Origin of the sequence: Bradyrhizobium sp. USDA 241, from assembly GCF_049739505.1 — a bacterium.
GTDB lineage: Bacteria > Pseudomonadota > Alphaproteobacteria > Rhizobiales > Xanthobacteraceae > Bradyrhizobium > Bradyrhizobium liaoningense.
The window spans coordinates 4204547-4230614 of the sequence record NZ_JBMGPZ010000005.1 but is presented as its reverse complement, the minus strand read 5'-3'; the positions used below and the strand labels follow the sequence as shown (position 1 = coordinate 4230614).

23 protein-coding genes, 2 pseudogenes and 1 riboswitch are annotated in these 26068 nt (G+C 64.4%); of the genes and pseudogenes, 11 read left to right on the top strand and 14 right to left on the bottom strand.

Going from position 1 to position 26068, the window contains the following annotated elements:
* Positions 1-10: 10 nt before the first annotated feature.
* Positions 11-772 (top strand): IS21-like element ISFK1 family helper ATPase IstB, encoded by a 762-nt coding sequence (gene istB, locus ABIF91_RS42390; protein WP_011090937.1) that lies wholly within the window; start codon positions 11-13, stop codon positions 770-772.
* 97 nt (positions 773-869) lie between these two features.
* On the opposite strand, the pseudogene ABIF91_RS42385 reads toward istB, so the two are convergent.
* From ABIF91_RS42385 to ABIF91_RS42375, 3 genes and pseudogenes are all read right to left on the bottom strand, one after another.
* Positions 870-1427, bottom strand: a pseudogene (locus ABIF91_RS42385) (IS630-like element ISRj1 family transposase); the annotation flags it as partial.
* Between the two features lie 55 nt (positions 1428-1482).
* Entirely contained in the window at positions 1483-2547 is a 1065-nt protein-coding gene (locus ABIF91_RS42380; protein WP_026192128.1) for an IS630-like element ISRj1 family transposase, read from the bottom strand.
* 42 nt (positions 2548-2589) lie between these two features.
* A complete protein-coding gene (locus tag ABIF91_RS42375) occupies positions 2590-2823 on the bottom strand; it encodes a DUF6894 family protein (protein ID WP_035680900.1) in 234 nt (77 codons plus the stop codon).
* A gap of 283 nt (positions 2824-3106) precedes the next feature.
* Between ABIF91_RS42375 and ABIF91_RS42370 the strand changes: the two genes are divergently transcribed.
* Together ABIF91_RS42370 and ABIF91_RS42365 are read left to right on the top strand one after the other, a co-directional pair.
* Positions 3107-4236, top strand: a protein-coding gene (locus tag ABIF91_RS42370) for an IS3-like element ISRj2 family transposase (protein ID WP_129557670.1) whose coding sequence is annotated in 2 segments (ribosomal slippage) — positions 3107-3359 and positions 3359-4236 — 1131 coding nt in all. Because the reading frame shifts where the segments join, the coding sequence is not laid out codon by codon here.
* 271 nt (positions 4237-4507) lie between these two features.
* Complete coding sequence (locus tag ABIF91_RS42365; RefSeq protein ID WP_028178854.1) at positions 4508-4765, top strand: DUF2798 domain-containing protein; 258 nt, start codon at positions 4508-4510, stop codon at positions 4763-4765.
* Positions 4766-5336: 571 nt separating this feature from the next.
* On the opposite strand, the gene ABIF91_RS42360 is transcribed toward ABIF91_RS42365, so the two are convergent.
* From ABIF91_RS42360 to ABIF91_RS42350, 3 genes are all read right to left on the bottom strand, one after another.
* On the bottom strand, positions 5337-5507 hold the full coding sequence (locus ABIF91_RS42360) for a hypothetical protein (RefSeq protein WP_035680897.1): 171 nt from the start codon (positions 5505-5507) through the stop codon (positions 5337-5339).
* 157 nt (positions 5508-5664) lie between these two features.
* The gene (locus ABIF91_RS42355) at positions 5665-5865 is read right to left on the bottom strand and encodes a hypothetical protein (protein ID WP_061882986.1); all 201 of its coding nucleotides are present in this window, start codon (positions 5863-5865) and stop codon (positions 5665-5667) included.
* 662 nt (positions 5866-6527) lie between these two features.
* Positions 6528-6728 carry a hypothetical protein gene (locus ABIF91_RS42350; protein ID WP_080659909.1) on the bottom strand — a complete coding sequence of 67 codons (201 nt, stop codon included), beginning with the start codon at positions 6726-6728 and terminating at the stop codon, positions 6528-6530.
* 325 nt (positions 6729-7053) lie between these two features.
* On the opposite strand from ABIF91_RS42350, the gene recA reads away from it, so the two are divergent.
* Positions 7054-8142: a recombinase RecA gene (gene recA, locus ABIF91_RS42345; protein WP_028178852.1), complete on the top strand. Its 1089-nt coding sequence runs from the start codon at positions 7054-7056 to the stop codon at positions 8140-8142.
* A 433-nt stretch (positions 8143-8575) separates the two neighbouring features.
* Here the strand turns inward: recA and gcvP are convergent, their stop codons facing one another.
* From gcvP to gcvT, 3 genes are all read right to left on the bottom strand, one after another.
* Positions 8576-11443, bottom strand: coding sequence for an aminomethyl-transferring glycine dehydrogenase (gcvP, locus tag ABIF91_RS42340; RefSeq protein ID WP_424579861.1), 2868 nt, complete (start codon positions 11441-11443; stop codon positions 8576-8578).
* Positions 11444-11716: 273 nt separating this feature from the next.
* Positions 11717-12085 (bottom strand): glycine cleavage system protein GcvH, encoded by a 369-nt coding sequence (gcvH, locus tag ABIF91_RS42335; protein WP_028178850.1) that lies wholly within the window; start codon positions 12083-12085, stop codon positions 11717-11719.
* Between the two features lie 10 nt (positions 12086-12095).
* Positions 12096-13244 (bottom strand): glycine cleavage system aminomethyltransferase GcvT, encoded by a 1149-nt coding sequence (gcvT, locus tag ABIF91_RS42330; protein ID WP_028178849.1) that lies wholly within the window; start codon positions 13242-13244, stop codon positions 12096-12098.
* Positions 13245-13391: 147 nt separating this feature from the next.
* Positions 13392-13480, bottom strand: a riboswitch (glycine riboswitch).
* A gap of 223 nt (positions 13481-13703) precedes the next feature.
* Here gcvT and alaS point away from each other — a divergent pair.
* A complete protein-coding gene (alaS, locus tag ABIF91_RS42325; protein ID WP_028178848.1) occupies positions 13704-16382 on the top strand; it encodes an alanine--tRNA ligase in 2679 nt (892 codons plus the stop codon).
* Between the two features lie 6 nt (positions 16383-16388).
* The gene (locus ABIF91_RS42320) at positions 16389-17615 is read left to right on the top strand and encodes a cyclic nucleotide-gated ion channel (RefSeq protein WP_028178847.1); all 1227 of its coding nucleotides are present in this window, start codon (positions 16389-16391) and stop codon (positions 17613-17615) included.
* A gap of 4 nt (positions 17616-17619) precedes the next feature.
* Here ABIF91_RS42320 and ABIF91_RS42315 read toward each other — a convergent pair whose 3' ends face one another.
* The gene (locus ABIF91_RS42315) at positions 17620-18120 is read right to left on the bottom strand and encodes a DUF3455 domain-containing protein (RefSeq protein ID WP_035673441.1); all 501 of its coding nucleotides are present in this window, start codon (positions 18118-18120) and stop codon (positions 17620-17622) included.
* Between the two features lie 98 nt (positions 18121-18218).
* The gene (locus tag ABIF91_RS42310) at positions 18219-19433 is read right to left on the bottom strand and encodes an NADP-dependent isocitrate dehydrogenase (protein ID WP_028178845.1); all 1215 of its coding nucleotides are present in this window, start codon (positions 19431-19433) and stop codon (positions 18219-18221) included.
* A 337-nt stretch (positions 19434-19770) separates the two neighbouring features.
* Here ABIF91_RS42310 and ABIF91_RS42305 point away from each other — a divergent pair, with 337 nt between their 5' ends.
* Together ABIF91_RS42305 and ABIF91_RS42300 are read left to right on the top strand one after the other, a co-directional pair.
* Positions 19771-20979 (top strand): TrmJ/YjtD family RNA methyltransferase, encoded by a 1209-nt coding sequence (locus ABIF91_RS42305; RefSeq protein WP_028178844.1) that lies wholly within the window; start codon positions 19771-19773, stop codon positions 20977-20979.
* A gap of 230 nt (positions 20980-21209) precedes the next feature.
* Positions 21210-21596 carry a DoxX family protein gene (locus ABIF91_RS42300; RefSeq protein WP_244429991.1) on the top strand — a complete coding sequence of 129 codons (387 nt, stop codon included), beginning with the start codon at positions 21210-21212 and terminating at the stop codon, positions 21594-21596.
* 11 nt (positions 21597-21607) lie between these two features.
* On the opposite strand, the gene ABIF91_RS42295 is transcribed toward ABIF91_RS42300, so the two are convergent.
* Together ABIF91_RS42295 and ABIF91_RS42290 are read right to left on the bottom strand one after the other, a co-directional pair.
* The gene (locus ABIF91_RS42295) at positions 21608-21754 is read right to left on the bottom strand and encodes a hypothetical protein (protein ID WP_162832015.1); all 147 of its coding nucleotides are present in this window, start codon (positions 21752-21754) and stop codon (positions 21608-21610) included.
* A gap of 303 nt (positions 21755-22057) precedes the next feature.
* A complete protein-coding gene (locus ABIF91_RS42290; protein ID WP_028178842.1) occupies positions 22058-22711 on the bottom strand; it encodes a TetR/AcrR family transcriptional regulator in 654 nt (217 codons plus the stop codon).
* A gap of 247 nt (positions 22712-22958) precedes the next feature.
* On the opposite strand from ABIF91_RS42290, the gene ABIF91_RS42285 reads away from it, so the two are divergent.
* Both ABIF91_RS42285 and ABIF91_RS42280 read left to right on the top strand, forming a co-directional pair.
* Positions 22959-23501: an OsmC family protein gene (locus tag ABIF91_RS42285; protein ID WP_028178841.1), complete on the top strand. Its 543-nt coding sequence runs from the start codon at positions 22959-22961 to the stop codon at positions 23499-23501.
* Between the two features lie 35 nt (positions 23502-23536).
* Positions 23537-23671 (top strand): annotated as a pseudogene (locus ABIF91_RS42280) (acyl-CoA dehydrogenase family protein); the annotation flags it as partial.
* A gap of 145 nt (positions 23672-23816) precedes the next feature.
* Here ABIF91_RS42280 and ABIF91_RS42275 read toward each other — a convergent pair.
* Positions 23817-24946 (bottom strand): IS3-like element ISRj2 family transposase gene (locus tag ABIF91_RS42275; protein ID WP_129557670.1). Its coding sequence is split into 2 segments (ribosomal slippage): positions 23817-24694 and positions 24694-24946, totalling 1131 coding nucleotides; the frame shifts between segments, so codons are not numbered across the junction.
* A 24-nt stretch (positions 24947-24970) separates the two neighbouring features.
* Here ABIF91_RS42275 and ABIF91_RS42270 point away from each other — a divergent pair.
* A complete protein-coding gene (locus ABIF91_RS42270; RefSeq protein ID WP_424579860.1) occupies positions 24971-26059 on the top strand; it encodes an acyl-CoA dehydrogenase family protein in 1089 nt (362 codons plus the stop codon).
* The last annotated feature ends 9 nt before the right edge of the window (positions 26060-26068 follow it).

The following is a 26068-nucleotide window of genomic DNA, read 5'->3' as shown; positions in this document are numbered from 1 at the left end:
GAGACCCGGCATGCTTAACCACCCAACCCACGAACGGCTGATCGAGCTTGGCCTGACCGGAATGGCCAAGGCCTTCGAGGAGCAGCGCCGATCGCCCGATCTCGAAGCCCTGCCGTTCGAAGATCGCATCGGCCTGTTGGTCGACCGCGAAGCCGCCGAACGCGACACCAGGCGGCTCACCACGCGCCTCAAGATCGCCGCACTGCGCCAGACTGCTTGCGTCGAGGACGTCGATCTGCGCACCCCGCGGGGCATCGACCGCGCCGTTTTCGCCAAACTCGTCGAAGGTCGCTGGATCGATCGCCACGAGAATTTGCTCGTCACCGGGGCAACCGGCCTGGGCAAAAGTTGGTTAGCCTGCGCGCTCGGCCACAAGGCCTGCCGCGACAACCGATCAGTCCTCTATCATCGCGTTCCAAGGCTGTTCGAGGCGCTCGCGCTCGCGCGCGGAGACGGACGCTACGCCCGGCTCCTCAAAAGCCTCGGCCGCGCTCAGCTTCTGATTTTGGATGATTGGGGACTATCGGTGCTCACCGCCGCGGAACGCCGCGATCTGCTCGAAATCCTCGAGGACCGCCATGGCCGCGCATCCACCATCGTCACAAGTCAGCTCCCCGTGGACACCTGGCATGGAGCCATTGGGGACCCCACGGTCGCCGACGCCATTCTCGATCGCCTCGTCCACAACGCCCACCGCCTCCAGCTCACCGGAGAAAGCATGCGAAAACGCAGCGCCAAAACCATCACCCTTGACGGCCAACCAGAACACTGACTCTATCTCCCATCGGCCGTAGCGGGCTGCTCACGATCGTCTGAATTCAGTGCTCACGATCGCGCGAAATCGATGCTCACGATCCGTGAAATCCGCACTCCAAAGCCTGGATCGAGGGCTTCTCGTCCACGCACAGCACAATGGCCTTCGCCGGCGGCGCGACATAGAGGCCGACAACATCGGCGGCTTTGGCCGTAAAGTTCGGGTCGTTGCTCTCGCACCAGGACTTGCGAGCCACCAGGTCAATCTTGTGGCTGCGCAGGAACCGCCAGACATATTGGACATCGACATCGCCCAGCGCCTCGGCCAGCAGGGGGCCGGTCCAGCGCGCAAACCCTTGCGGTGGCGGCTTATCCAGCAGCTTCAGAATCCGCTTGTCGGTCGTCTTCGTATAGATCGGCTGCTTGCCAGGCCGCGGCTTGTCTTGCAGCCCTTCAAGGCCATGGTCGGCATAGCGATGCCGCCAAAGGCTGACAATCCGCGGCTGGACCCCAACTTCCTTGGCGATCGACCGGGTGCTGCGCCCATCCGCCGCCAACAGAACTATCCGCGCCCGCTTCAAATCGCGCTGCAACGTCACCGGTGAGCGACAGCACGCCTCAAGCACCTTGCGATCTTTCCTCGAAAGGTGGACTTCTCTTGCTTCGGGTATCATCCCGACCTTGAATCACGACTCACGTTCCAAGAAAAGTGGGTACTAGTACCCGGAATCAGAGCTGAGTGATACGGCGGCCTTTGAAACGGCGTTGACGGACCTTTTTCTTGGTCCAGACGAAGGGCTCGGCTCTGTCGTTGTATGCGTTGACGTAGGCATCGATGTGTTCCTGAAGCTGCTTGAGGCTCGTGAAGGAGGTGCCGCTGAGCGACTGCCCCTGCAAGATGGAAAACCATACTTCGACCTGATTGAGCCATGACGCACTTGTCGGCGTGAAATGAAATTGCACGTTGGGGTGGGCCTTGAGCCAGTCCTCGTTCTTTTTATGGGTGTTGAGGTTGTCGAGGATGACGTGAAGCTTGCGGTTCGGAAAAGCCGCGGTGACGCTGTTCATGAAATCGAGAAACTCGACGCGGCGCCGGCGTTTTGAATGGGTCGCGATGATCTTTCCGGTGGCGACTTCGAGCGCCGCAAACAATGTTGTGGTGCCATGCCGCTTGTAATCGTGGCTTTGGCCGGTCAAGGCGCGGCCATTGGGCAACTTCAGATAACCCTGCGCTCGCTCCAAAGCCTGGATCGAGGGCTTCTCGTCCACGCACAGCACAATGGCCTTCGCCGGCGGCGCGACATAGAGGCCGACAACATCGGCGGCTTTGGCCGTAAAGTTCGGGTCGTTGCTCTCGCACCAGGACTTGCGAGCCACCAGGTCAATCTTGTGGCTGCGCAGGAACCGCCAGACATATTGGACATCGACATCGCCCAGCGCCTCGGCCAGCAGGGGGCCGGTCCAGCGCGCAAACCCTTGCGGTGGCGGCTTATCCAGCAGCTTCAGAATCCGCTTGTCGGTCGTCTTCGTATAGATCGGCTGCTTGCCAGGCCGCGGCTTGTCTTGCAGCCCTTCAAGGCCATGGTCGGCATAGCGATGCCGCCAAAGGCTGACAATCCGCGGCTGGACCCCAACTTCCTTGGCGATCGACCGGGTGCTGCGCCCATCCGCCGCCAACAGAACTATCCGCGCCCGCTTCAAATCGCGCTGCAACGTCACCGGTGAGCGACAGCACGCCTCAAGCACCTTGCGATCTTTCCTCGAAAGGTGGACTTCTCTTGCTTCGGGTATCATCCCGACCTTGAATCACGACTCACGTTCCAAGAAAAGTGGGTACTAGTCGAAGGTTTCGGCAACGATGCGGATCCGGAACACCGGCTCCTTGGCCTCGTCGAGCAGCTCCATCTGCCATTCGGAATTTTCCTGGAGCTTGCGGGCAATGCCGGCGGTCATGTCGGCGCAGACGCTGGTCATCTCCTTCCAGGCCGCATCGCGATTGGCAAATTCCGTCGCCTGGTCGGCGCAACCGGAATAACGGCCGTTGCGGATTCGAAAGAAATAGAGCGGCATGGCAGGCACCGATCGCGCGCATGGTGCCTCGCCCCCCAAGGCCCTGGGCGCGCGCAGTCCAATCCCAAACCATCGTCAGATCAATCCCGGGCGGCTACGGACTACGCGGGACCGTTGGCGGGCTGCGGCGCGCAAAGGGCGCTCGCGCTCCGTGGTTCTCCGACCATGAACAGAGTTCCTGAACTCCGTTCAGGTAGAGCTGGCCCCGCAAATTCGGACAGTAGCTTGAGTGGATTTTCTGCCTGACAGCGGCGAGGATTCTTGCTGCGAATCAGGAGCGAAGATGACGAAGAAGAGCCGCCGGACGCATTCTCCGGCATTCAAGGCGAAGGTTGCTTTGGCTGCGGTCAAAGGCGACAAGACACTGGCGGAGCTGGCGCAACTGTTTGATGTTCATCCGAACCAGATCACGATCTGGAAAAACCAGCTCCTGGAAGGCGCCGCCGGCGTGTTTGGGCATGACAAGACATCGGCCGAGACGCCGGTCGATTTGAAGGCGTTACATGCCAAGATCGGCGAGCTGGCGTTGGAAAACGATTTTTTGTCCGGCGCGCTCACCAAGGCGGGCCTGCTGAGCGCAAAGCGATGATCGACCGCGATCATGATCTTTCTATCGTGCGCCAGGCGAAGGTCCTGAAGCTGGCTCGCAGCACGGTCTACTATGAACCTCGGCCAGTTTCGGCCGAGGACCTTGCCTTGATGCGTCGGCTCGATGAGCTGCATCTCGATTATCCCTTCGCGGGAGCGCGTATGCTGCGATCGTTGCTGCGGCGGGAGGGCGTATACGCCGGTCGCCGCCACATCGCGACGCTGATGAAGCGCATGGGGATCGAGGCGGTCTATCGTCGCCCGAACACGAGCAAGCCGGCTCCGGGTCACAAGATCTACCCGTACCTGTTGCGCGGATTGAAGATCGAGCGGCCCGACCATGCGTGGGCAATGGACATCACCTACATTCCGATGCGGCGTGGCTTCGTCTATCTCGCGGCGGTCGTCGATGTGTTCAGCCGACGGGTCCTGGCCCATCGCGTCTCGATCACAATGGAGGCGGCCTTCTGCGTCGAAGCGGTCCAGGAGGCGTTGGCGAAGCACGGCAGGCCCGAGATTTTCAACACGGATCAGGGCAGCCAGTTCACCAGCCTCGAGTTCACCGATGTGCTGCTGGACGCGAAGATCGCCATCAGCATGGACGGCAAGGGCGCCTGGCGCGACAACGTGTTTGTCGAGCGGCTCTGGCGCACGGTCAAATACGAAGAAGTATATCTCCGCGCCTACGACAGCGTGTCCGAGGCGCGAGCGTCAATTGCCAAGTATCTGGCCTTCTACAATCAGGGACGCCCTCACTCGAGCCTTGACGGGCGCACGCCCGACGAGGCTTACTTCGGCACGCAAGCTATGGTGATGGCCGCATGACCGTCGCCGACGGTTTTGTCGTCGCTCTGGTCGGGCTACGCCCTCCCGACGCAACGACAAAACCGTAAAGCCCCGCGTTCAGCATAACCCGGCAGGAATCCACTTAAATCCAGCGGGGCGCTGTCCAAACAACCGGGGCCAGCTCTGGTTGCACCCCGGGCGACGGGTCGGGGCGTGGCTGCGCGCTGGTTCCTTCTGGGCTTTCCAGATCCCGACCGCGCGACGGCATGTGCCTTGCTTGCCTGATGAGGCAAGCACCCAGGGATACCTCATGCTCGGCATTCCCCGCCGCTATTCCCATTTCGTCTTCGGCATCATCCAGTCCGGACTGACCTCGCTGGTTGCGGCGGGAATCGCCAGCTTGCCCGCGGGCAGCCCGATGATCTTCGTTCGGCATTGGATGGTGTCGTGGCTGATCGCATGGGCTTCGATGCTGCCCATCGTGCTGCTGGCGGCGCCTGCGATCCGCGCCTTCTCGCTGCGCCTGACCCGGGAGGAGAGGGACCCGCGAGCCAGCCGACAGGCGTGAAAAAGCCCCGTAGGCTCGGCACGTGAAGGTCGCGCTCGAACGGCCGCAGACTGACCGCGCACCCGTCCCAATTTCGACATCCGTTCGCACCACTGCGGACACACCCGTCGGCAAGATTTTATCCGTTCGGCGCGGCCATGGGGGAAACGTGGCTCGCCGACAACGGGGTGGCATCATGGATAACGTAGAGCGGTCATTTGCCGCCGCGACGGCGGCTGGCTTCGTCGTGCTGGTGATTGGGCTGGTGCTGCTGGCGCTGCTGTAGGCGGGTTTGCGTGCCGGGTGACGGCGGCCGTGCCCATCCGGGGGATGGCACCGGGCACGCCTCGACATTCAAAAAGTCGAAACAACCCCATGCACAGTAGGCTGCTTTGAAATTTCATCGGTCGGCCAACAGGTTATGAGTAGTATTTAGATACCTTGAGATGGCGCGCAGCGCCTTCGCGGGGCCATGCAGCCCGGCGCGCGATGCCAAACGAGATCGACAGGCGGTCGCTCCGGACCGACGGATCGGCGCCTGCTGCCCGCATAGGGGCGGCCTCGGCCCATGCCGGAGCCGGGTCCTGGGGGCCTAGTGGATCTTGATCTCGTTCAAGGGCAGGCGGAGCGCGGCGGCGCGCTCTTCACGGTCCTTCCTGCGGAACTCGTTTTCCTTGCGCTCGAACTTCACCATCTCCTTCTGCGCTGCCTCCAGCAGCGGATTGCGTCTGATCGCATCGTGCTGCGTGTCGTTGTCCGTCATGGCCGAGGTCCCCGGAGTTGCGGTCCCATCCCCACAGAAGGCCGGAGACCGCGAAAAGGTTCGGTGCCGCAAGATTGCGGAAACATGACGGCGCAGCGGCCGCGCGGCCTTGATGCGCGGCGGCCTTCGCTCTCGAAGAGCAACACGGCGGATGCCGCTATTTCGGTGGTTGAAGCCCGGGCGATTTGACCCAGTCGTGCAGATGATTGGCGACGTCGGCCTGGCGGGCCTTCTTGAGGAGGGCGTCTCGCTCGGCACCCGGTGGAAGCCTGGAAGCCTGCTGCTGGACCTGCTTCACCCATGCGGAAAGCCGGTCTTGAAGGGTCAGCTGTTGCTTGAAACGTCGCCGCTTGAACATGGCGCTCTCATATCCATACGAGAAGGGCGGGAGAGCTGGTCAACGTTCTCATCACCGATGGTGGCCAAGGTCCGCGCTGTGAGGATCCATTAGGATCCAGAAAAGGATCTGCGTCTGTTCAGTTGTGCGCACAAGGCGAATTGGGCAGCCGAAATGAATATCGGAAATTGACGAGCAGCCTTTCGGCCTGCACCCAATCGTCCGAACCGGGAGCGAATGAATCCATCAATCGCCGTTGCCGGTCCGCGCGCACGGCATGTTGCAGCCCTGCGATCTTCAGCGCGCAGTATGGAAACAGATCTCTGAAAGAGGCCGCTGACGGAGGCGGCGTCCCTTTCTTCAAACGCTGAAAATGAGCGTGTATGCGAAGACTGTTGAAAGGACGCCCAAGGCAACGGTGGTGATCTTAAAAACGAGGACCGCGGTCAAGCTGCACCCTCCTATGATTCAAATCACGTGAATCCTACGCCTAAAGCATGATCGGGGAAAGTGCGCAGCGGCTTTCCGAAAAGATCAGCGTTCTTCAGGCAGGAAACCGTCTCGAGATAACGACCAAGGTGGATGCCGCCGGTCTGGCGAAGCTCAAGGAAGTCTTGGGCGTGACGAGGAGATTTTGAATCTCCTGCAATGAAAGAGGCTGCCCACTGAGGCGGCCTTACCTTTCACGTCGGTGCCCTTAGACCGGGCGACCGTAGCCACTCACTGATGTGCGAGCCGGTTTCAGCCAGCCGGGCTTTGCGGATTGCACGCTCCCGCTCAATGCCTGGTGGAAGCAGTTTGGCTTGCTCGCGCTGGCGCAGGGCCTCGGCGACAAGGCGTTCTTCAAGGGATGTGGTTTGTTTGATGCGGCGTCGCAGGTGCATGGCGTTAGCTCCTGTCCAGAGGCATGAGGCGGGATCGCCGCGATGGCGTTCTCGTCACCGATCCATGCCCAGGGGCGCGCGGTGACGGCTTCTTGTTAACACCTGTGGCAGACCGAATCTGGTCAAGTTTGACCACTCGCCCCCGGCGAATTTGGATATTCCTAAATCCAGCTTGGGACGCGGGGGGGCAAATACGGACAGTACCCGCATCCGTAAAAGAACATATTGCGAACCTGGAACAAATGGGGTACATTGCTTTTATCGCCGAGCTGCCTCGCAACCGTTTGTCCCTCACGCGAATCCTCGCCATAAGGAGCACGACCCAATGTCCGCAACTGCCTTGCGTATCGTCGAAGGATCTTCAATGGACAAGAGTAAAGCTCTGGCCGCCGCGCTCTCCCAGATCGAGCGACAGTTCGGCAAGGGCTCGGTGATGAAGCTCGGCAAGAACGACCGGTCCATGGACATCGAGGCGGTGTCCTCCGGCTCGCTCGGGCTCGACATCGCGCTCGGCATCGGCGGCCTGCCCAAGGGGCGTATCGTCGAGATCTACGGGCCGGAATCCTCGGGCAAGACCACGCTGGCGCTGCATACGGTGGCGGAAGCGCAGAAGAAGGGCGGCATCTGCGCCTTCATCGACGCCGAGCACGCGCTCGACCCGGTCTATGCCCGCAAGCTCGGCGTCAACATCGACGAGCTCCTGATCTCGCAGCCCGACACCGGCGAGCAGGCGCTGGAAATCTGCGACACGCTGGTGCGCTCGGGCGCGGTCGATGTGATGGTGATCGATTCGGTCGCGGCGCTGGTGCCGAAGGCCGAGCTCGAGGGCGAGATGGGCGATGCGCTGCCGGGTCTGCAGGCCCGCCTGATGAGCCAGGCGCTGCGCAAGCTGACGGCCTCCATCAACAAGTCCAACACCATGGTGATCTTCATCAACCAGATCCGCATGAAGATCGGTGTGATGTACGGCTCGCCCGAAACCACGACCGGCGGCAATGCGCTGAAATTCTACGCCTCCGTCCGCCTCGACATCCGCCGCATCGGCGCGATCAAGGAGCGCGACGAGGTGGTCGGCAACACCACGCGCGTCAAGGTGGTGAAGAACAAGCTGGCGCCGCCCTTCAAGCAGGTCGAGTTCGACATCATGTACGGCGAGGGCGTCTCCAAGATGGGCGAGATCCTCGATCTCGGCGTCAAGGCCGGCATCGTCGAAAAGTCCGGCGCCTGGTTCTCCTATGACAGCCAGCGCCTCGGCCAGGGCCGCGAGAACTCGAAAGCGTTCCTGAAGGCCAATCCCGACATCACCGCCAAGATCGAGACCTCGATCCGCCAGAACTCCGGCCTGATCGCCGAGCAAATTCTCGCCGGCACGCCGGAGCGCGACGCCGACGGCGAGGAGCCGGCGGAAGAGTAAGCCTTACCGCGAAGAGTTTTCGCGAGGAGCGGGCGCTGAGGACGTTGAGTTGCCGACGTCATCGGCGCCCGTTTCGTTTTGCGCGAGGGGGGCGCGCCGCTACCTCAAAGGTGCACTCCCTCTCCCGCTTGCGGGAGAGGGCCGGGGAGAGGGTGTTTCTGCAATGGGACACTCCCCAAGAGGAAAAGCCCTCACCCGGCGCTTCGCGCCGACCTCTCCCGCAAGCGGAAGAGGTGAACGAGCCGCCGCGGTCATCGATTCAACCTAAGGCCATTCCGTTTTAGGTCGAAGCCGTAGAGCGGATTGGCCGTGCGATGCGCGAAGCCATTGCCCGGTGCAATCCACCACTGTTCGTCTCTGCGGAAGCCGAAGCGGTGGGTTGCGCCGGCGGACCGTGCTTCGCACAGCCGCCTGCCCACCACCCACCGATTCCTTATTCCGCCGCTTCCGCGTAGTCGCTCACCGGCGGGCACGAGCACACCAGGTTGCGGTCGCCATAGACGTTGTCGACACGGCCCACCGGGCTCCAGTACTTGTCGGTGCGCGAGCTGCCCGCGGGGAAGCAGCCTTCGCTGCGGGTGTAGGCGCGATTCCAATCGTCATCCGCGATGTCATGCACCGTGTGCGGGGCGTGGCGCAGCGGGGATGCCTCGATCTTGAAGCGGCCGGCCTCGACCTCGGCGATCTCCTTCCGGATCGCGATCATGGCATCGCAGAAGCGGTCCAGCTCCGCCTTCGATTCCGACTCGGTCGGCTCGATCATCAGCGTGCCCGGCACCGGGAAGCTCATGGTCGGGGCGTGGAAGCCGTAATCGATCAGGCGTTTTGCGATGTCGTCGACGGTGACGCCTGAGGTCGTCTTCAGCGCGCGCGGATCGACGATGCACTCATGCGCGACGCGGCCCTTCGCGTTCTTGTAGAGCACCGGGAAGTGCGCATCGAGGCGCGCTGCGATGTAATTGGCGTTGAGGATCGCGATCTCGGTCGCGCGCTTCAGGCCTTCACCGCCCATCATCAGGATGTAGATGTAGGAGATGGTGAGGATCGAGGCCGAGCCGAACGGCGCCGCCGAGACCGCGCCGACCGGAGCGTCAGCTTGCGTGACCGGATGCCCGGGCAGGAACGGCGCAAGATGCGCCTTGACGCCGATCGGGCCCATGCCGGGACCGCCGCCGCCATGCGGGATGCAGAAGGTCTTGTGCAGGTTGAGATGGCTGACATCGGCGCCGTAATCGCCGGGCCTGCTGAGGCCGACCTGCGCGTTGAGGTTGGCGCCGTCGAGATAGACCTGGCCGCCATGGGAGTGGACGATGTCGCAGATCTCGCGGATATGCTCCTCGAACACGCCGTGGGTCGAGGGATAGGTGATCATGATTGCGGCGAGATCGCTCGAATGCTTCTCGGCCTTGGCGCGGAGGTCGTTGACGTCGACGTCGCCGTTCTTCTCGCAGGCGACCACCACCACGTCCATGCCGGCCATCGCGGCCGAGGCCGGGTTGGTGCCGTGGGCGGAGGAGGGGATCAGGCAGATCTTGCGATGCGCTTCGCCGCGCGCGACATGATAGCCGCGGATCGCGAGCAGCCCGGCATATTCGCCCTGCGCGCCCGAATTCGGCTGCAGCGAGATCGCGTCATAGCCGGTGATGTCGCACAGCCACTTCTCCAGCCGCGCGAACAGCGCGTGATAGCCGGCGGCCTGCTCGCGCGGCACGAACGGGTGCAGCGTCGCAAACTCCGGCCAGGTCAGCGGCATCATCTCGGTGGTTGCGTTCAGCTTCATGGTGCAGGATCCCAGCGGGATCATGGCGCGGTCGAGCGCGAGATCGCGATCGCTGAGCTTGCGCATGTAGCGCAGCATCTCGGTCTCCGAGCGATGCGCATGGAAGACCGGATGGGTGAGGAACGGGGTGGTGCGCTTCAGCGTCTCCGGCAGCGCCTCGCGCGTCCCGGCGTCGATCTCGGCATAGGCGAAGGTGCCGCCGAAGGCGCGCCAGACCGCTTCCACCGTCGCCGGCGTCGTGGTCTCGTCGAGCGCGATGCGTAGCGCGGTGTCACTGATGCCCAGATTGATCTTTTCGGCCGCGGCGCGCGCGACGATCTCGGCGCGCCTGGCGCCGGCATCGACGCTCAGCGTGTCGAAGAAGCTGTCGGACTGCGGCGCGAAGCCGAGCTTGCGCAGGCCGCTCGCGAGCACGGCGGTTCGGCGATGCACGTTGCGCGCGATCTGGGTGAGGCCCTCGGGGCCGTGATAGACCGCATACATCGAGGCGATCACGGCGAGCAGCACCTGCGCGGTGCAGATGTTGGAGGTCGCCTTCTCGCGGCGGATGTGCTGCTCGCGGGTCTGCAGCGCGAGGCGGTAGGCAGGCATCCCGCGGGAATCGATGGAGAGGCCGACGATGCGGCCGGGCAGCGAGCGCTTCAGCGCATCGCGCACCGCCATATAGGCCGCGTGCGGCCCGCCATAGCCCATCGGCACGCCGAAGCGCTGCGCCGAGCCGATCGCGATGTCGGCGCCGAGCTCGCCGGGCGAGGCCAGCAGCGTCAGCGCCAGCAGGTCGGCGGCAACGATCGCAAGCGCGCCCTTGGCCTTCAGCGCCGCAATCGCGGGCCTGAGGTCGCGCAACGCGCCCGACGATCCCGGATATTGCAGCAGCGCGCCGAGCACGTCAGTCTCAGCGAGATCGGTGAGGGGATCGCCGACGATCAGGGTCCAGCCCAGCGGCTCGGCGCGGGTCCGCATCACGGCCAGCGTCTGCGGATGCACGTCCTTGTCGACGAAGAAGGCCTTCGCCTTCACCTGCGAGTGCCGCTCGGCGAGCGCCATGGCCTCGGCGGCGGCGGTCGCTTCGTCGAGCAGCGAGGCATTGGCGACGTCGAGCCCGGTGAGGTCGCAGATCATGGTCTGGAAGTTGAACAGCGCCTCCAGCCGGCCCTGGCTGATCTCGGGCTGGTAGGGCGTATAGGCCGTGTACCAGGCCGGATTCTCCAGAATGTTGCGCTGGATCACCGCGGGCAGGATCGTGCCGAAATAGCCCTGGCCGATCAGCGAGGTGAAGACCTGGTTCTGGGCTGCGAGCTCGCCCATATGCGCGATCGCCTCAGTCTCGCTGAGCGGCTTGCCGAGGTCGAGCGGGGCGGCCTGCCGGATCGACGCCGGCAGCGTCTCCGCCATCAGCGCGTCCACGCTTTTCGCGCCGACGGTCTCCAACATTGCGGTGACGTCGCGCGCCGAGGGGCCGATGTGGCGGCGGACGAAAGAGGCGGCGGTATCGCCGTTGGATTTGCGGTGCGCGGTCATCATGGGTCCTCGCTTCAGGTCATCTGTCGTCGTCACGCCCCTCAGTTCAGGGGCAGTCGCACAAGCGGATCACGTTCCTTCGGCACCACCGTGCCACAAACTCGTCATGCCCGGGCTTGTCCCGGGCATCCACGTTCTTCGTGCCGCGAGGAGGCCGTGGATGGCCGGGACAAGCCCGGCCATGACGATGTGGAGACATCGCGCGTACGCCCTCATCTGCGATACTCCTGCGCCTTCGCGGGCCATGGCGATGTGGAAAGATCGCGCTTCATCTCACGCCGTATGCGCCTTGTAGGCGGCTTCATCCATGAGGCCGCCGAGTTCGCTCTTGTCGGCAATCTTGATCTTGAAGAACCAGGCTTTGCCCTGCGCATCCGAGTTCACCAGCGCCGGCTCGGCGGCCAGCGCCTCGTTGGCCTCGAGCACTTCGCCTGTAACAGGCGCGTAGACGTCGGAGGCGGCCTTCACCGATTCCACGACGGCGGCGGCTTCGGCCTTCTTCAAGCTCCGGCCGACCTTGGGCAATTCGACGAACACGACGTCGCCGAGCTGCTGCTGGGCGTAATCGGTGATGCCGACCGTGGCGGTATCGCCGTCGATCGCGAGCCATTCGTGGTCGGAGGTGTACAGCGTCGTGGTCATTGTCTTGTCCTCAGCGTTTGTAGGTGTTTTTCACGAAGGGCATGGCGGCGACTGCGAGCGGCAGGCGCTGGCCGCGCACCTCAGCGAAGAGTTTGGTGCCGAGCGCGCTCAAATTCGTCGGCACATAGCCCATCGCGACCGGCGCATTCAGGCTCGGGCCGAAACCGCCCGATGTGACCTTGCCGATCGGCTCGCCGCCGGCCTGATCCGCAAACAGCAGCGCGCCCTCGCGCACCGGTGCGCGGCCCAGGGCGAGCAGGCCGACACGGCGGCGGGACGCGCCGTTGTCGAAATGCGCAAGGATCTTCCCGGCACCGGGAAAGCCGCCGGCGCGCATCCCGCCGCTGCGACGGCTCTTCTGCACCGACCATTCCAACGCGGCCTCGACCGGCGTGGTCGCGGTGTCGATGTCGTGGCCGTACAGGCAAAGCCCGGCCTCGAGGCGGAGGCTGTCGCGGGCGCCGAGGCCGATCGGCAGCACGTCCGGGTTTTCGAGCAGCGTTTTTGCCAGACGCTCCGCATCGGCCGCGGGGACCGAGATCTCGAACCCGTCCTCGCCGGTATAGCCGGAGCGCGAGACGAAGCATTGGATGCCGGCGACCTCATGCGGGCCGGCATCCATGAATGTCATGGACGGCGCCTCTGCACACAATTTCGCCAGCGCCGCTTCCGCCTTCGGGCCCTGCAGCGCGATCAGCGCGCGGTCGGCCAGAGAATCGATGACGCAGTCGTCCGCGAGATGCGCGCGCAGATGCGCCTCGTCCGCGTCCTTGCAGGCCGCGTTGACGACCAGGAACAGGTGGTCGCCGAAATTGGCGACCATGAGATCGTCGAGAATCCCGCCGTCCGCATTGGTGAACTGGGCGTAGCGCTGCCGGCCCGGTGCAATCGCCACGATGTCCTGCGGCACCAGCCGCTCCAGCGCGCGGGCGGCGTCCTCGACCTTGCCCGACTTCGGCCGCAGCGCGAGCTGCCCCATATGGGAAACGTCGAACAGGCCGGCCGCGGCGCGCGTATGGAGGTGCTCCTTCAGCACGCCGGCGGGGTACTGCACGGGCATGTCGTAGCCGGCGAACGGCACCATCTTGCCGCCGAGGGACACATGCAGGGCGTGGAGGGGCGTATGTCGGAGCGATTTCTGGTCGTCGGGTAGTGGCATCACAGGGGTCCTCGGCGGTTCCCCGGGGACGATTCCCCGGGCCAACCTGTCGAAGCCCCATCTGTCGCTGTGCCTGAGAGTATTATCCCGTCGGCGGGTGCCACCCGGGGTTCTTAGGCCCGTCGGCGCCTCTTTCCAGATGCTGTCAAAGCCACGCGGTCCTTTTGCCTGAGAGTTTCCGGGGCGGTTGCTCCTTCGGCGCCGGCAGTAAAGCCGGTCTCTCCCGACGTGGCCGTACGATATAGATGGTTACAGACCACAGGGCGACCAAGCCTGTCAACGCGGCGGTTTCGCCTTTTCAACCGGGATTGCGCGCCTGCGGCAACCCTCTGATCTCCTTGCACAGTTTCTGGACACTGAAGCAGGCCTTGTCTAAAAGCGCTTTGACCCGCAGATATCAGCCCTAACCTCCGGTTTGGATGGCAGGAAGCGGGTCCCAGCACACCCGATTGGATGAACATGAGCGGCGTCAACGAGATCAGGTCGACCTTTCTGAACTTCTTTGCCGAGAACGGCCACGAGATCGTGCCGTCCTCGCCATTGGTGCCGCGCAACGACCCGACGTTGATGTTCACCAATGCCGGCATGGTGCAGTTCAAGAACGTCTTCACCGGCGTGGAGAAGCGGCCCTATCAGCGCGCCACCACCTCGCAGAAATGCGTGCGCGCCGGCGGCAAGCACAACGACCTCGACAATGTCGGCTACACCGCGCGCCATCTCACCTTCTTCGAGATGCTCGGCAATTTCTCGTTCGGCGACTATTTCAAGGAGCGCGCGATCGAGCTCGCCTGGAAGCTGATCACCGCCGAGTTCGGACTGAAGAAGGACAAGCTGCTCGTCACGGTCTATCACACCGACGACGAGGCGGCGGGCCTTTGGAAGAAGATCGCCGGCTTCTCCGACGACCGCATCATCCGTATCCCGACCTCGGACAATTTCTGGGCGATGGGCGACACCGGCCCGTGTGGTCCGTGCTCGGAGATCTTCATCGACCGCGGCGAGCACATCTGGGGCGGGCCTCCGGGCTCGCCCGAGGAGGACGGCGACCGCTTCCTCGAATTCTGGAATCTCGTGTTCATGCAGTTCGAGCAGGTGACGAAGGAGGAGCGCCAGCCGCTGCCGCGTCCCTCGATCGACACCGGCATGGGCCTGGAGCGGATGGCCTGCATCCTCCAGGGCGTCGAGAGCGTGTTCGAGACCGACCTGTTCAAGAACCTGATCGATGCGACGGCGTCCGCGCTCGGCACCGGGCCGAGCGAGCAGACCGTGGCCTCGTTCCGCGTCATCGCCGACCATCTGCGCTCCTCGGCCTTCCTCGTCTCCGACGGCGTGCTGCCTTCGAACGAGGGCCGCGGCTACGTGCTGCGCCGGATCATGCGCCGCGCCATGCGCCATGCGCAGCTGCTTGGCGCCAAGGAGCCGCTGATGCACCGGCTGGTCTGGGCGCTGGTCCGCGAGATGGGCCAGGCCTATCCCGAGCTGATGCGCGCGGAAAAGCTGATCGAGGAAACGCTGCGGCTGGAAGAGACCCGCTTCCGCAAGACGCTGTCGCGGGGCCTTGCCATCCTCGACGAGAAGAGCGCGGGCCTGAAGAAGGGCGATATGTTCGACGGCGACGTCGCCTTCACGCTCTACGACACCTACGGCTTCCCGCTCGACCTGACGCAGGACGCGCTGAAGTCGCGCGGCATCGGCGTCGACCAGGCGGCGTTCACGGATGCGATGGAGCGCCAGAAGGTGACGGCGCGCGAGTCCTGGAAGGGCTCGGGCGAGGCGGCTTCCGAGGCAATCTGGTTCCCGCTGCGCGAGAAGCTGGGTGCGACCGAATTCCTGGGCTACGAGACCGAGAGCGCCGAAGGCGTGGTATCCGCGCTGGTCAAGGACGGCCACGAAGTCGCCAGCCTCAAGGCCGGCGAGACGGGCGCGATCGTGCTCAACCAGACGCCGTTCTATGCGGAGTCCGGCGGCCAGGTCGGGGACACCGGCATGCTCTCGGGTGAGGGCGGCGTCAAGTTCCGCGTCACCGACACGCAGAAGAAGCTCGGCGATCTCTTCGTCCATGTCGGTACGGTGGAGAGCGGCGAAATCAGGCTCGGCTCCGCGCTGCAGCTCGAGGTCGATCATTCGCGGCGCTCCTCGATCCGCGCCCATCACTCGGCGACGCATCTCATCCATGAGGCGCTACGCCAGGTGCTCGGCGACCACATCGCCCAGCGCGGCTCGATGGTCGCGCCCGACCGCCTGCGCTTCGACTTCGTGCATCCGAAGCCGATCACCGCGGAGGAGCTCGCCCGCGTCGAGGACATCGCCAACGACGTGGTGCTGGAGAACGACGAGGTCACCACGCGGATCATGGGCGTGGACGAGGCCCGCGAGGCCGGTGCACGCGCGCTGTTCGGCGAGAAATACGGCGACGAAGTCCGCGTCGTCTCGATGGGCAGGACCGCGCGCGAACGCGGCGCCAACGCGCTCGGCTGGTCGGTCGAGCTCTGCGGCGGCACCCATGTGAAGCGCACCGGCGATATCGGCCTGATCACGCTGACGGGCGAGAGCGCGGTCGCCTCGGGCGTGCGCCGCATCGAGGCGCTGACCGGCAATTACGCGCGCAGGCACGCCAACGAGACCATGGCACTGGCGAAGACCGCGGCCAACGAGCTGCGTACCTCCCTCGACGATGTGCCGGCGCGCATCGCCGCGCTGATGGAGGAGCGCAAGAAGCTCGAGCGCGAGCTGTCCGACGCCCGCAAGAAGCTCGCGATGGGCGGCGGCGCCGCGGCCAGCAACGGCGCCGCGGCCGGCGTGCGCGAGGTCGGTGACGTCAAGCTGATGGCACGTGCCGTGGAAGGCATCGAGATGAAGGATCTCAAGAGCCTCGCCGACGACGGCAAGAAGCAGATCGGCTCGGGCGTCGTCGCCATCGTCGGCGTCACCGAGGACGGCAAGGCCGGTGTGGTGGTCGGCGTCACGCAGGACCTCACCGCGCGCTTCAACGCCGTGAACCTCGTGCGCATCGCCTCCGAAACGCTCGGCGGCAAGGGCGGCGGCGGCCGGCCCGACATGGCCCAGGCCGGCGGTCCCGATGGCGCCAAGGCGGCGGCCGCGCTCACCGCGATCGAAAAAGCGATGGCGGGCGCTTAAGTCGCCATGGCCCCCGTTCCGCGCGGACGTGGGCTTCGCGATCCCGAATTTCGGGATCGCCTCTACGATTTGCTGGAGCACGATCCGCTGGCCTATTCGGTCGGGTCGCGCTTCATCCAGCTGATCATCGGGATCATCGTGCTCAATGTGGCCGCGATGATCCTCGCCTCGCTGCCGGAGCTCGATGCGCAGTTCGGCGCGCTGTTCGCAGCCATCACCGTCCTGTCCGTGATCGTGTTTGCGCTGGAATATGCGGCGCGGCTGTGGACGGTGGCGGGGCACACCCAGCGCAAGGGCTCCGCGCTGGCCGACCGGCTCGGCTACGCCTTCTCCGCGCTCGGCATCATCGATCTCATGGCGTTCCTGCCGGCGGCAATCGTGCTCGCCACCGGCGGGCATGCGACGCTGGCCGCGCTCGGCGTGCTGCCGTTCTTCAAGCTGATCCGCTATTCGCCGGCGATGCGCTCGCTGCTCGCGGCCGTGCATGCCGAGCGGCGGGCGCTGATCGGCTGCATCGTCATCCTGATCGGCGCGGTGCTGACCTTCGCCTCGCTGCTCTACGCCATCGAGCGCGACGTGCAGCCCGACAAGCTCGGCACCATTCCTCAGGCGATGTGGTGGGCGATCGTCACGCTCGGCACGGTCGGCTATGGCGATGTCGTGCCGGTGACGCCGCTCGGCAAGTTCGTCTCGACCTTCGCCATCGTCGCCGGCTTTGCCATGATCGCGCTGCCGGTCGCGATCATCTCGACCGCCTTCGCCGAAGAGGTGAAGCGGCGCGATTTCGTCGTCACCTGGGGCATGCTGGCGCGGGTGCCGCTGTTCTCGCACCTGTCGGCGGCGGAGATCGCCGACATCATGCGGCTCTTGCGGGCGCGCACCGTCGAGCAGGGCGAGATCCTGGTGCGGCGGGGCGATGTCGCCTCGTCGATGTATTTCATCACCGCCGGCGAGGTCGAGATCGCGCTGCCAAGCCAGCATGTGCGGCTTGCCGACGGCACCTTCTTCGGCGAGATCGCGCTGCTGCACAAAACAAAACGCAGCGGCACGGTGACGGCGACGCGCAAGACCCGGCTGCTCGTGCTCGACGCCCAGGATTTCCACGCGCTGATCGCGCGCATGCCGACGCTCGCCGACCACGTCCACACCACCGCCAAGGCGAGGCTCGCCGATACCGGCGATCTCGCGCTCGCCGAGCTGGCGCAGGCGGAGAAGAACGACGCCGACCGCTGAGCGGTCAGCCTTTCTTCAGGAAGACATAATCCGCCGAGTAGGGCGCGCTTTTGAACTCACCCGCCTTTTCGCACGCGCCGTCGAGCTCGCCGCCGCGGGTGTTGATGCGCTGGACCGTGGTGACGGGCGTCAGGGTGCCGCTGCCGCGGCGGGAGGCAACCTCCAGCTTCAGCCAGGGGATATCGGCGGCCGTCGCGCCCGGTGCGTTGCCGACGGCCCTGCCGACCACGGCGCTGCCGTCGGCGAGCTCCCAGTTCGGGCCGGCATAGTGCCGCCCGATCGTCTTGCCATCGGACAGCAGCGTCGCGATCGGCTCGCGGAAGGCCCAGGCGAGCTTGCCGTCAGCGCCGGCCTTGCACTCATAGACCTGCGCGCCCTCGGCGTGGACGCTGAGCACGAGGCTCTCGCCGGGCGCCGCGATGGCCTCGGGAAGTGGCTCCGCAGCGGCGGCCGGCCCGATCAGGGCTGCAACTAGCAGGGTGGGGGCAGCATGCTTGATGAACATGGCGGTTTCCGCGAAAGCTCTCAAAAAAAGAAACGGGCCGCGCTCGATAGCGCGGCCCGTGATGATGTCCGGCCCAGGCGGGCGAAATTGCGGACGGCTCAGGCCGCCAGCTCCTTGGTCAGGTTCTCGGCAACCTTGTCGAGGAAGCCGGTGGTCGAGAGCCAGCGCTGGTCGGCGCCGACCAGGAGTGCGAGGTCCTTGGTCATGTAGCCGGCCTCGACGGTGTCGACGCAGACCTTCTCCAGCGTGTTGGCGAACTTCGCCAGCTCGGCATTGTTGTCGAGCTTGGCGCGGTGGGCGAGGCCACGAGTCCAGGCGAAGATCGAGGCGATCGAGTTGGTCGAGGTCTCCTTGCCCTTCTGGTGCTCGCGGTAGTGACGGGTCACCGTGCCGTGGGCGGCTTCGGCTTCCACCGTCTTGCCGTCGGGCGTGAGCAGCACCGAGGTCATCAGGCCGAGCGAGCCGTAGCCCTGCGCGACGGTGTCGGACTGCACGTCGCCGTCGTAGTTCTTGCAGGCCCAGACATAGCCGCCGGACCATTTCAGCGCCGAGGCCACCATGTCGTCGATCAGGCGGTGCTCGTAGGTCAGCCCCTTGGCGTCGAACTCCTTCTTGAACTCGCGGTCGAAGATGTCCTGGAAGATGTCCTTGAAGCGGCCGTCATAGACCTTGAGGATCGTGTTCTTGGTCGACAGGTACACCGGGTAATTGCGGAGCAGGCCGTAATTGAACGAGGCGCGGGCGAAGTCGACGATGGAGTCGTCGAGATTGTACATCTCCATGGCGACGCCGGCGCCGGGCGCCTTGAACACTTCCTTCTCGATCACGGTGCCGTCCTCGCCGACGAACTTCATCGAGAGGGTGCCCTTGCCCGGGAACTTGATGTCGGTGGCACGGTACTGATCGCCATAGGCATGGCGGCCGATGATGATCGGCTTGGACCAGCCGGGAACCAGGCGCGGCACGTTCTTGCAGATGATCGGCTCGCGGAAGATCACGCCGCCGAGGATGTTGCGGATGGTGCCGTTCGGCGACTTCCACATCTGCTTGAGGTTGAACTCCTTCACCCGGGCCTCGTCCGGGGTGATGGTGGCGCACTTGACGCCGACGCCGACCTTCTTGATCGCCTCGGCGGCGTCGATCGTGACCTGATCGTTGGTGTGGTCGCGGTATTCCATCCCCAGGTCGAAATAGAGCAGCTCGACATCCAGGAACGGGTTGATCAGCTTGTCCTTGATGTACTGCCAGATGATCCGGGTCATCTCGTCGCCATCGAGTTCGACGACGGGATTGGATACCTTGATTTTTGCCATGATCGGGGAAGCCTCTTGGGAACGGCGCTTTTGGCGCGCCACGGGAATATCCGCCGCCTCTTAGCATCGCCGCGCGGCGGGCGAAAGCCAAGGGATTATGCACTTTTAGCTCATCCAGCTTCCGCAGATGGGGAGCGGGAAGCGGCCCCGCCCCAGGGCCGGCCCTGAGGATTCGGAAGAGAATCACAAGTCGAATCCAACCCGTTATTTCCCTTGAGAATTTCGTCAGGACAGGCAAACGACAGGCGGCGGTGCGGCCCGCCCGGCGGGCCGGCTTGAATCAACTCCTGAAGTGGCCTCCGCAAGGCCTTGAAAGACAGCGTGAAAGCGAAGCGAGATGTCGGGGACTGACAAGAGCAAGGCGGGTCTATCCCTCGACGGTCCCATCGTCATCCTGGTCGAGCCGCAGCTCGGCGAGAATATCGGCATGGCCGCGCGCGCCATGGGCAACTTTGCTCTCGGCCGGCTTCGCATCGTCAACCCCAGGGACGGCTGGCCCAACATCGCCGCCCAGCGCGCCGCGGCCGGCGCCGACCACATTCTGGAAAAGGTCGAATTGTTCGACACGGTGGAGCAGGCGGTCGCCGACCTCGACCTCCTGTTCGCCACCACGGCGCGTCCCCACGACCAGGCCAAGCCGGTGGTCGGGCCGGAAGCCGCAGCCAGCGAGATCGCCGGGCACGTCGCGACCGGCGGCAGGTGCGGCATCCTGTTCGGCCGCGAGCGCTGGGGGCTGACCAACGAGGAGGTCGGGCTCTCCAACCGCATCATCACCTTTCCGGTCAACCCGGGCTTTGCCTCGCTCAACCTCGCCCAGGCCGTGCTGCTGGTCGGCTATGAATGGTTCAAGCACGCGACCTCGGGCGCGCTGCCCCATGCCATGCCGGAGCGCTCCGAGCGCGCCTCGCAGCACCAGATGCAGGCCTTCTTCGACAACCTCGTGCGCGAGCTCGACAAGGTCGAATTCCTGCGCCCGGCCGAGAAGCGCGACACCATGCTGGTGAACCTGCGCAACATCTTCAGCCGGATGGAGCCGACCAAGCAGGACATGCACACCCTGCACGGCGTGATCATGGCGATTGCCGAAGGACGCAAGGGCCCGGCCAAGGGCGGCGTGCTCGACGGCGAGCAGGCCACGCGCCTGCGCGCGCTGCTGGCCGAGCACGGGCAGGGCGGTGGCGTCCCCGATAGCGGCTCGACCGTGCGCGGCCTCGCCCGCCTGCTTCGCCGCAACCCGACCGACGCCGAGCGCCTGCTGTGGCAGGCGCTGACGCGCGACCGCCGCTTCGCCGGCCAGTTCAAGCGCCAGACCCCGGTCGGGCGCCACATCCCGGATTTCGTGTCGTTCCCGCACCGGATCGCGATCGAGCTGGTCAACCCGGGCGAGGGCGAGGCGATTGCGGCAGACCGTGCGGGCCGGCGGACCTGGCTGGAGGCGCGGGATTATCGGGTGCTCGACGTCCGCGCAGCCGATGTGGAGCGCGATCTCGAGGCGGAGCTCGTGCGGCTTGCGCGGATGATGGCCGACGGATCGAGCGCTCCGTAGCAGCAGGCTCAAGGCGCGTCGTACTCCACTACGTCCCACGAAATTGCGTCAACTCCGCTGACACTCGTGAGCGGCAGCTCGGCCTGAGCGCTTCGTGCGATCCGCCAATCATGCTAGGCTGGCTCTCGCCGTGGACGGTTCAGCCGGTCGTGGACAGCAGGGGGATTCTTTCAGTGATATCCCAATTGGAGTCACGGGCGCTCGACGAGTTCGCCACAAGGACAGCGGGCGTGCTGATCTTGATCGGCCGCATTCTGCTTGCGTGGGTATTCGTCGGAAGCGCGTACGGAGCGCTATCCAATTTCGGCGGCTCGGTGGGCTACTTCAGGTCGCTGAACCTTCCAGCACCTGAGCTGTTCACCATCATCAACATAGCGGTCGAGATCCTCATATCCCTTGGTCTGATATTGGGTTTCGGCACGCGCTACTGCGCAGTTCTGATGTTCGTGTTCGTGCTGATGGCGACAGTGATCGCACACCGCTACTGGGAATATCCCGCCGGCGCGCAGCAGATTGGTCAATACAACCATTTCCTGAAGAACATCTCGATCATGGGAGGCGCGATGTTGATCTTCGTCACCGGGCCAGGCCGCTTCAGCCTGGACCGGGCAACGTAGGCGGCATCACTTCACACATGGGGCTTGAATGCGTCCTCGATCGCGCGACGGATGCTCCTTGTGAGCGGCTTCAAGGCATCGCCCAGGAACGCGAAGAGAAGCATTAGCCACGTCGCAAGCGCGGCACACCACAGCATGACTTCCAGTATCTCGGGCATGACGCCCTCTCGAAAAATACGTTCTCTGAAATACGGCCAGTGTCGCCCAAAGGAGCCGACACGGCAAGTCGTCTTCTGAGTGGCAACGCGCCGGAACACACGCAATATGCACTCGGAGCAGCTTGCAGGTTGCGGGCACCCCTTGTCTCAATGAAGAACGCCGCCTCCGTGGCGACGACGAGCGCGCAGGTCGGAGAGTCGGTAAGCCTGGCTGACCCACTGGACGCGGACACCCTCATTCGAATATCCGCGTGACCGCTGAAGGGACGGGATCGGTTGCGTTTCCCTAACCGTCCTACGGACTCACACCGCCTCGAGCTGCTCCGCCGCCCGCTTCTTCTTCGCCTTGGACTGGCCGAGCAGGGGGCCTGCCGTGAGTGCCGCCGTATCGGCCACGCCCGGGTCGCGCGAGATCATCGCCGCGACGATCGCGCCATCGATGATCAGGCCGAGCTGATGCGCGAGCACCGCAGGCTCGGTCGAACCGAGCTCGCCGGCGAGCTTCTCGATATGGCCGAGCACGATCTTCTTGTGCTTCAGCGCGATGTTGCGAAACTGCTTGGCGTCCTTGTCGTGCTCGCCGACCGCATTGATGAAGGGGCAGCCGTAGAAGCGCTCCTCCGCGAACCAGCTCTTCAGCGCGGGAAAGATGCGCGTGAGTTTCGCCTGCGCATCGCCGCTGCCTTGCTCCATGGCGCCGATGAACCATTCGCGCCACTGCTTGCCTTCGCTTTCCAGCACGGCGTTGACGAGATTGGTCTTGGAGCCGAACAATTTGTAGAGCGTGGTCTTCGCGGTGCCGGCTTCCTCGATGATCGCATCGATGCCGGTGGCGTTGATGCCGTTCTTGCAGAACAGATGCGTCGCGGCACTGAGCAGGCGCCCGCGCGCGGATTCGTCGTCGCCTGCGCCAGCGTGGGGCGAGTTCGCGTTCTTCTTCGATGACGTCTTTGCCATGGGCTGCAACTTAATCGCAGCTGCATCACATCAGCAAGCCGCATCTGTCCAGCGCTGAAAAGATTCGCATCCGCTCGGTCATCTGCTCCGCCTTTGAGCAAGAGGGGGCTGATCAATCGGCAGGCAGCGACGCCTAAGCGGCTCCAATGCTTCGCGTTTCGCTTTTGGTCGCTTCTGGCACGCTCCATGCAAGGAAACAGACCGTTCGGTATCCTGCCGATTTCCACTTCTGCCAGGGAGAAGACTGATGACTGCCGTCGTTCAAAAGACAGTGCTGACGGGGTGCCTCGCGCCCATCGACAAGAATGGGCTCGAGCAGCTGATCGCCAACGGCAAGGCGAATCCGAAGGTCATCAAGACCTTGAAGTGCAAGACGGTCGCGGAAGGTAAATTCCGCCACGCCAACTACATCCGCAACCTGCCGCCCTACATCGTCGACGAGCCGCCGGGGCTGCTGGGCGACGACACCGCGCCCAATCCGTCCGAAGCCTCGCTCGCCGCGCTCGGCTCCTGCCTCGCGGTCGGCCTGCACGCCAATGCCGTGCATCGCGGCTGGATCGTCAACAAGCTCGAGCTGGAGCTCGAAGGCGATCTCAACATCACGGCGGTCTGGGGCACCGGCGACACCTCCGACAAGCCGGTCGGGTTCACGGACGTCCGCGTCAAGGTCGACATGGAATGCGAGGGCGTCTCGCAGGACGAGATCAATGCGCTGGTTGCCCATGTGAAGAAATGGTCGCCGGTCGCCAACACCTTCACCCGGCCGGTCAATCTCGAGGTCGGCATCTAGCAGACGGCAATCAGGACAAGGTGCGGGAGACGATCATGGGTTCACTGGCTTTATCGCGGGCCGAAGTTATGGATCAGCCCGCACCGTCCATTGCGGGCGAGGTGGCGCGGATCGCGCGCGAGCAGCTCGCGCCGCTCGCCGCCGGCATCGACGACGGTACGGTCTATCCAGAGCTGGCCCCGGTTGTTTGGACAGCGCCCCGCTGGATTTAAGTGGATTCCTGCCGGGTTATGCTGAACGCGGGGCTTTACGGTTTTGTCGTTGCGTCGGGAGGGCGTAGCCCGACCAGAGCGACGACAAAACCGTCGGCGACGGTCATGCGGCCATCACCATAGCTTGCGTGCCGAAGTAAGCCTCGTCGGGCGTGCGCCCGTCAAGGCTCGAGTGAGGGCGTCCCTGATTGTAGAAGGCCAGATACTTGGCAATTGACGCTCGCGCCTCGGACACGCTGTCGTAGGCGCGGAGATATACTTCTTCGTATTTGACCGTGCGCCAGAGCCGCTCGACAAACACGTTGTCGCGCCAGGCGCCCTTGCCGTCCATGCTGATGGCGATCTTCGCGTCCAGCAGCACATCGGTGAACTCGAGGCTGGTGAACTGGCTGCCCTGATCCGTGTTGAAAATCTCGGGCCTGCCGTGCTTCGCCAACGCCTCCTGGACCGCTTCGACGCAGAAGGCCGCCTCCATTGTGATCGAGACGCGATGGGCCAGGACCCGTCGGCTGAACACATCGACGACCGCCGCGAGATAGACGAAGCCACGCCGCATCGGAATGTAGGTGATGTCCATTGCCCACGCATGGTCGGGCCGCTCGATCTTCAATCCGCGCAACAGGTACGGGTAGATCTTGTGACCCGGAGCCGGCTTGCTCGTGTTCGGGCGACGATAGACCGCCTCGATCCCCATGCGCTTCATCAGCGTCGCGATGTGGCGGCGACCGGCGTATACGCCCTCCCGCCGCAGCAACGATCGCAGCATACGCGCTCCCGCGAAGGGATAATCGAGATGCAGCTCATCGAGCCGACGCATCAAGGCAAGGTCCTCGGCCGAAACTGGCCGAGGTTCATAGTAGACCGTGCTGCGAGCCAGCTTCAGGACCTTCGCCTGGCGCACGATAGAAAGATCATGATCGCGGTCGATCATCGCTTTGCGCTCAGCAGGCCCGCCTTGGTGAGCGCGCCGGACAAAAAATCGTTTTCCAACGCCAGCTCGCCGATCTTGGCATGTAACGCCTTCAAATCGACCGGCGTCTCGGCCGATGTCTTGTCATGCCCAAACACGCCGGCGGCGCCTTCCAGGAGCTGGTTTTTCCAGATCGTGATCTGGTTCGGATGAACATCAAACAGTTGCGCCAGCTCCGCCAGTGTCTTGTCGCCTTTGACCGCAGCCAAAGCAACCTTCGCCTTGAATGCCGGAGAATGCGTCCGGCGGCTCTTCTTCGTCATCTTCGCTCCTGATTCGCAGCAAGAATCCTCGCCGCTGTCAGGCAGAAAATCCACTCAAGCTACTGTCCGAATTTGCGGGGCCAGCTCTATCCGGCCGAGGTGCTGCGCAAGTTCGGTGCGGTCGGGGCGTGGGGCAGTCACGTGCCTCACGAAGGCCCCGCCGATCTGCGCTGCGCCATCCAGGCGATGGCCGCGATCGGGGAAGTCTGCGGGGCCACGGCCTTCATGGCCTGGTGCCAGGACACCCTGGTCTGGTACGCGGCGAACTCGACCAACCTGAAGCTCGCCAAACGCTTCGGCGATGCCTTCTCGACCGGGCGCGTGCTCGGCGGCACCGGGCTCTCCAACCCCATGAAGAGCTTCTTCGACATCGAGAAATTGAAGCTGAAGGGGCGCAAGGTCGAGGGCGGCTATATCGTGCGCGGCGCGCTGCCCTGGGTCTCCAATCTCGGTCCCGACCATTATTTCGGCACCATCTTCGAGCGTGAGGACGATCAGGGCACCGCAAGTGGCGCGCCCGGCATCGCAAGTGGCGAGCCCGCCACGGTGATGTTCCTGGCCGACTGCTCGGATCCTGCGATCACGCTGACGCCGTGCAAGCCGTTCCTCGCCATGGACGGCACCGGCACCTACGGAGTGCAGTTCCGCGACGTGTTCGTGCCGGACGAGCTGATCCTGGCCGATCCGGCCGGGCCCTTCGTCAAGAAGATCCGTGCCGGCTTCATCCTGCTCCAGGCCGGCATGGCGCTCGGCCTCATCAAGGATTGCATCAACATCATGGACGAGGTCGACAGCCCCCTCGGCCATATCAACCGATATCTGCCGCAGCAGCCGGTGCACTTCCGCGATCTCGCCGCCGAGCTCGAGGCCGAGACCATGGCGCTGGCGCGCGATCCCTACAACGAGGAGGAAACTTACTGGCGCAAGGTGATCGCGCTGCGGCTTCGCGCCGGCGAGGCCAGCGTCGCGGCGGCGCATGCGGCGATGCTGCATTGTGGCGCGCGCGGCTACCTGAAGAGCCACCGCGCGCAGCGGCGCATGCGCGAGGCCTATTTCGTCGCGATCGTCACGCCTGCCACCAAGCAGCTGCGCAAGATGCTCGCCGACACCTGAGCTTCACGA

Excerpts from the sequence above, each read along its gene's own strand:
- istB (WP_011090937.1), top strand. The coding sequence starts at position 11 with ATGCTTAACCACCCAACCCACGAACGGCTGATCGAGCTTGGCCTGACC.
- ABIF91_RS42380 (WP_026192128.1), bottom strand. The coding sequence starts at position 2,547 with ATGATACCCGAAGCAAGAGAAGTCCACCTTTCGAGGAAAGATCGCAAG.
- ABIF91_RS42375 (WP_035680900.1), bottom strand. The coding sequence starts at position 2,823 with ATGCCGCTCTATTTCTTTCGAATCCGCAACGGCCGTTATTCCGGTTGC.
- ABIF91_RS42365 (WP_028178854.1), top strand. The coding sequence starts at position 4,508 with ATGCTCGGCATTCCCCGCCGCTATTCCCATTTCGTCTTCGGCATCATC.
- ABIF91_RS42360 (WP_035680897.1), bottom strand. The coding sequence starts at position 5,507 with ATGACGGACAACGACACGCAGCACGATGCGATCAGACGCAATCCGCTG.
- ABIF91_RS42355 (WP_061882986.1), bottom strand. The coding sequence starts at position 5,865 with ATGTTCAAGCGGCGACGTTTCAAGCAACAGCTGACCCTTCAAGACCGG.
- ABIF91_RS42350 (WP_080659909.1), bottom strand. The coding sequence starts at position 6,728 with ATGCACCTGCGACGCCGCATCAAACAAACCACATCCCTTGAAGAACGC.
- recA (WP_028178852.1), top strand. The coding sequence starts at position 7,054 with ATGTCCGCAACTGCCTTGCGTATCGTCGAAGGATCTTCAATGGACAAG.
- gcvP (WP_424579861.1), bottom strand. The coding sequence starts at position 11,443 with ATGACCGCGCACCGCAAATCCAACGGCGATACCGCCGCCTCTTTCGTC.
- gcvH (WP_028178850.1), bottom strand. The coding sequence starts at position 12,085 with ATGACCACGACGCTGTACACCTCCGACCACGAATGGCTCGCGATCGAC.
- gcvT (WP_028178849.1), bottom strand. The coding sequence starts at position 13,244 with ATGCCACTACCCGACGACCAGAAATCGCTCCGACATACGCCCCTCCAC.
- alaS (WP_028178848.1), top strand. The coding sequence starts at position 13,704 with ATGAGCGGCGTCAACGAGATCAGGTCGACCTTTCTGAACTTCTTTGCC.
- ABIF91_RS42320 (WP_028178847.1), top strand. The coding sequence starts at position 16,389 with ATGGCCCCCGTTCCGCGCGGACGTGGGCTTCGCGATCCCGAATTTCGG.
- ABIF91_RS42315 (WP_035673441.1), bottom strand. The coding sequence starts at position 18,120 with ATGTTCATCAAGCATGCTGCCCCCACCCTGCTAGTTGCAGCCCTGATC.
- ABIF91_RS42310 (WP_028178845.1), bottom strand. The coding sequence starts at position 19,433 with ATGGCAAAAATCAAGGTATCCAATCCCGTCGTCGAACTCGATGGCGAC.
- ABIF91_RS42305 (WP_028178844.1), top strand. The coding sequence starts at position 19,771 with ATGTCGGGGACTGACAAGAGCAAGGCGGGTCTATCCCTCGACGGTCCC.
- ABIF91_RS42295 (WP_162832015.1), bottom strand. The coding sequence starts at position 21,754 with ATGCCCGAGATACTGGAAGTCATGCTGTGGTGTGCCGCGCTTGCGACG.
- ABIF91_RS42290 (WP_028178842.1), bottom strand. The coding sequence starts at position 22,711 with ATGGCAAAGACGTCATCGAAGAAGAACGCGAACTCGCCCCACGCTGGC.
- ABIF91_RS42285 (WP_028178841.1), top strand. The coding sequence starts at position 22,959 with ATGACTGCCGTCGTTCAAAAGACAGTGCTGACGGGGTGCCTCGCGCCC.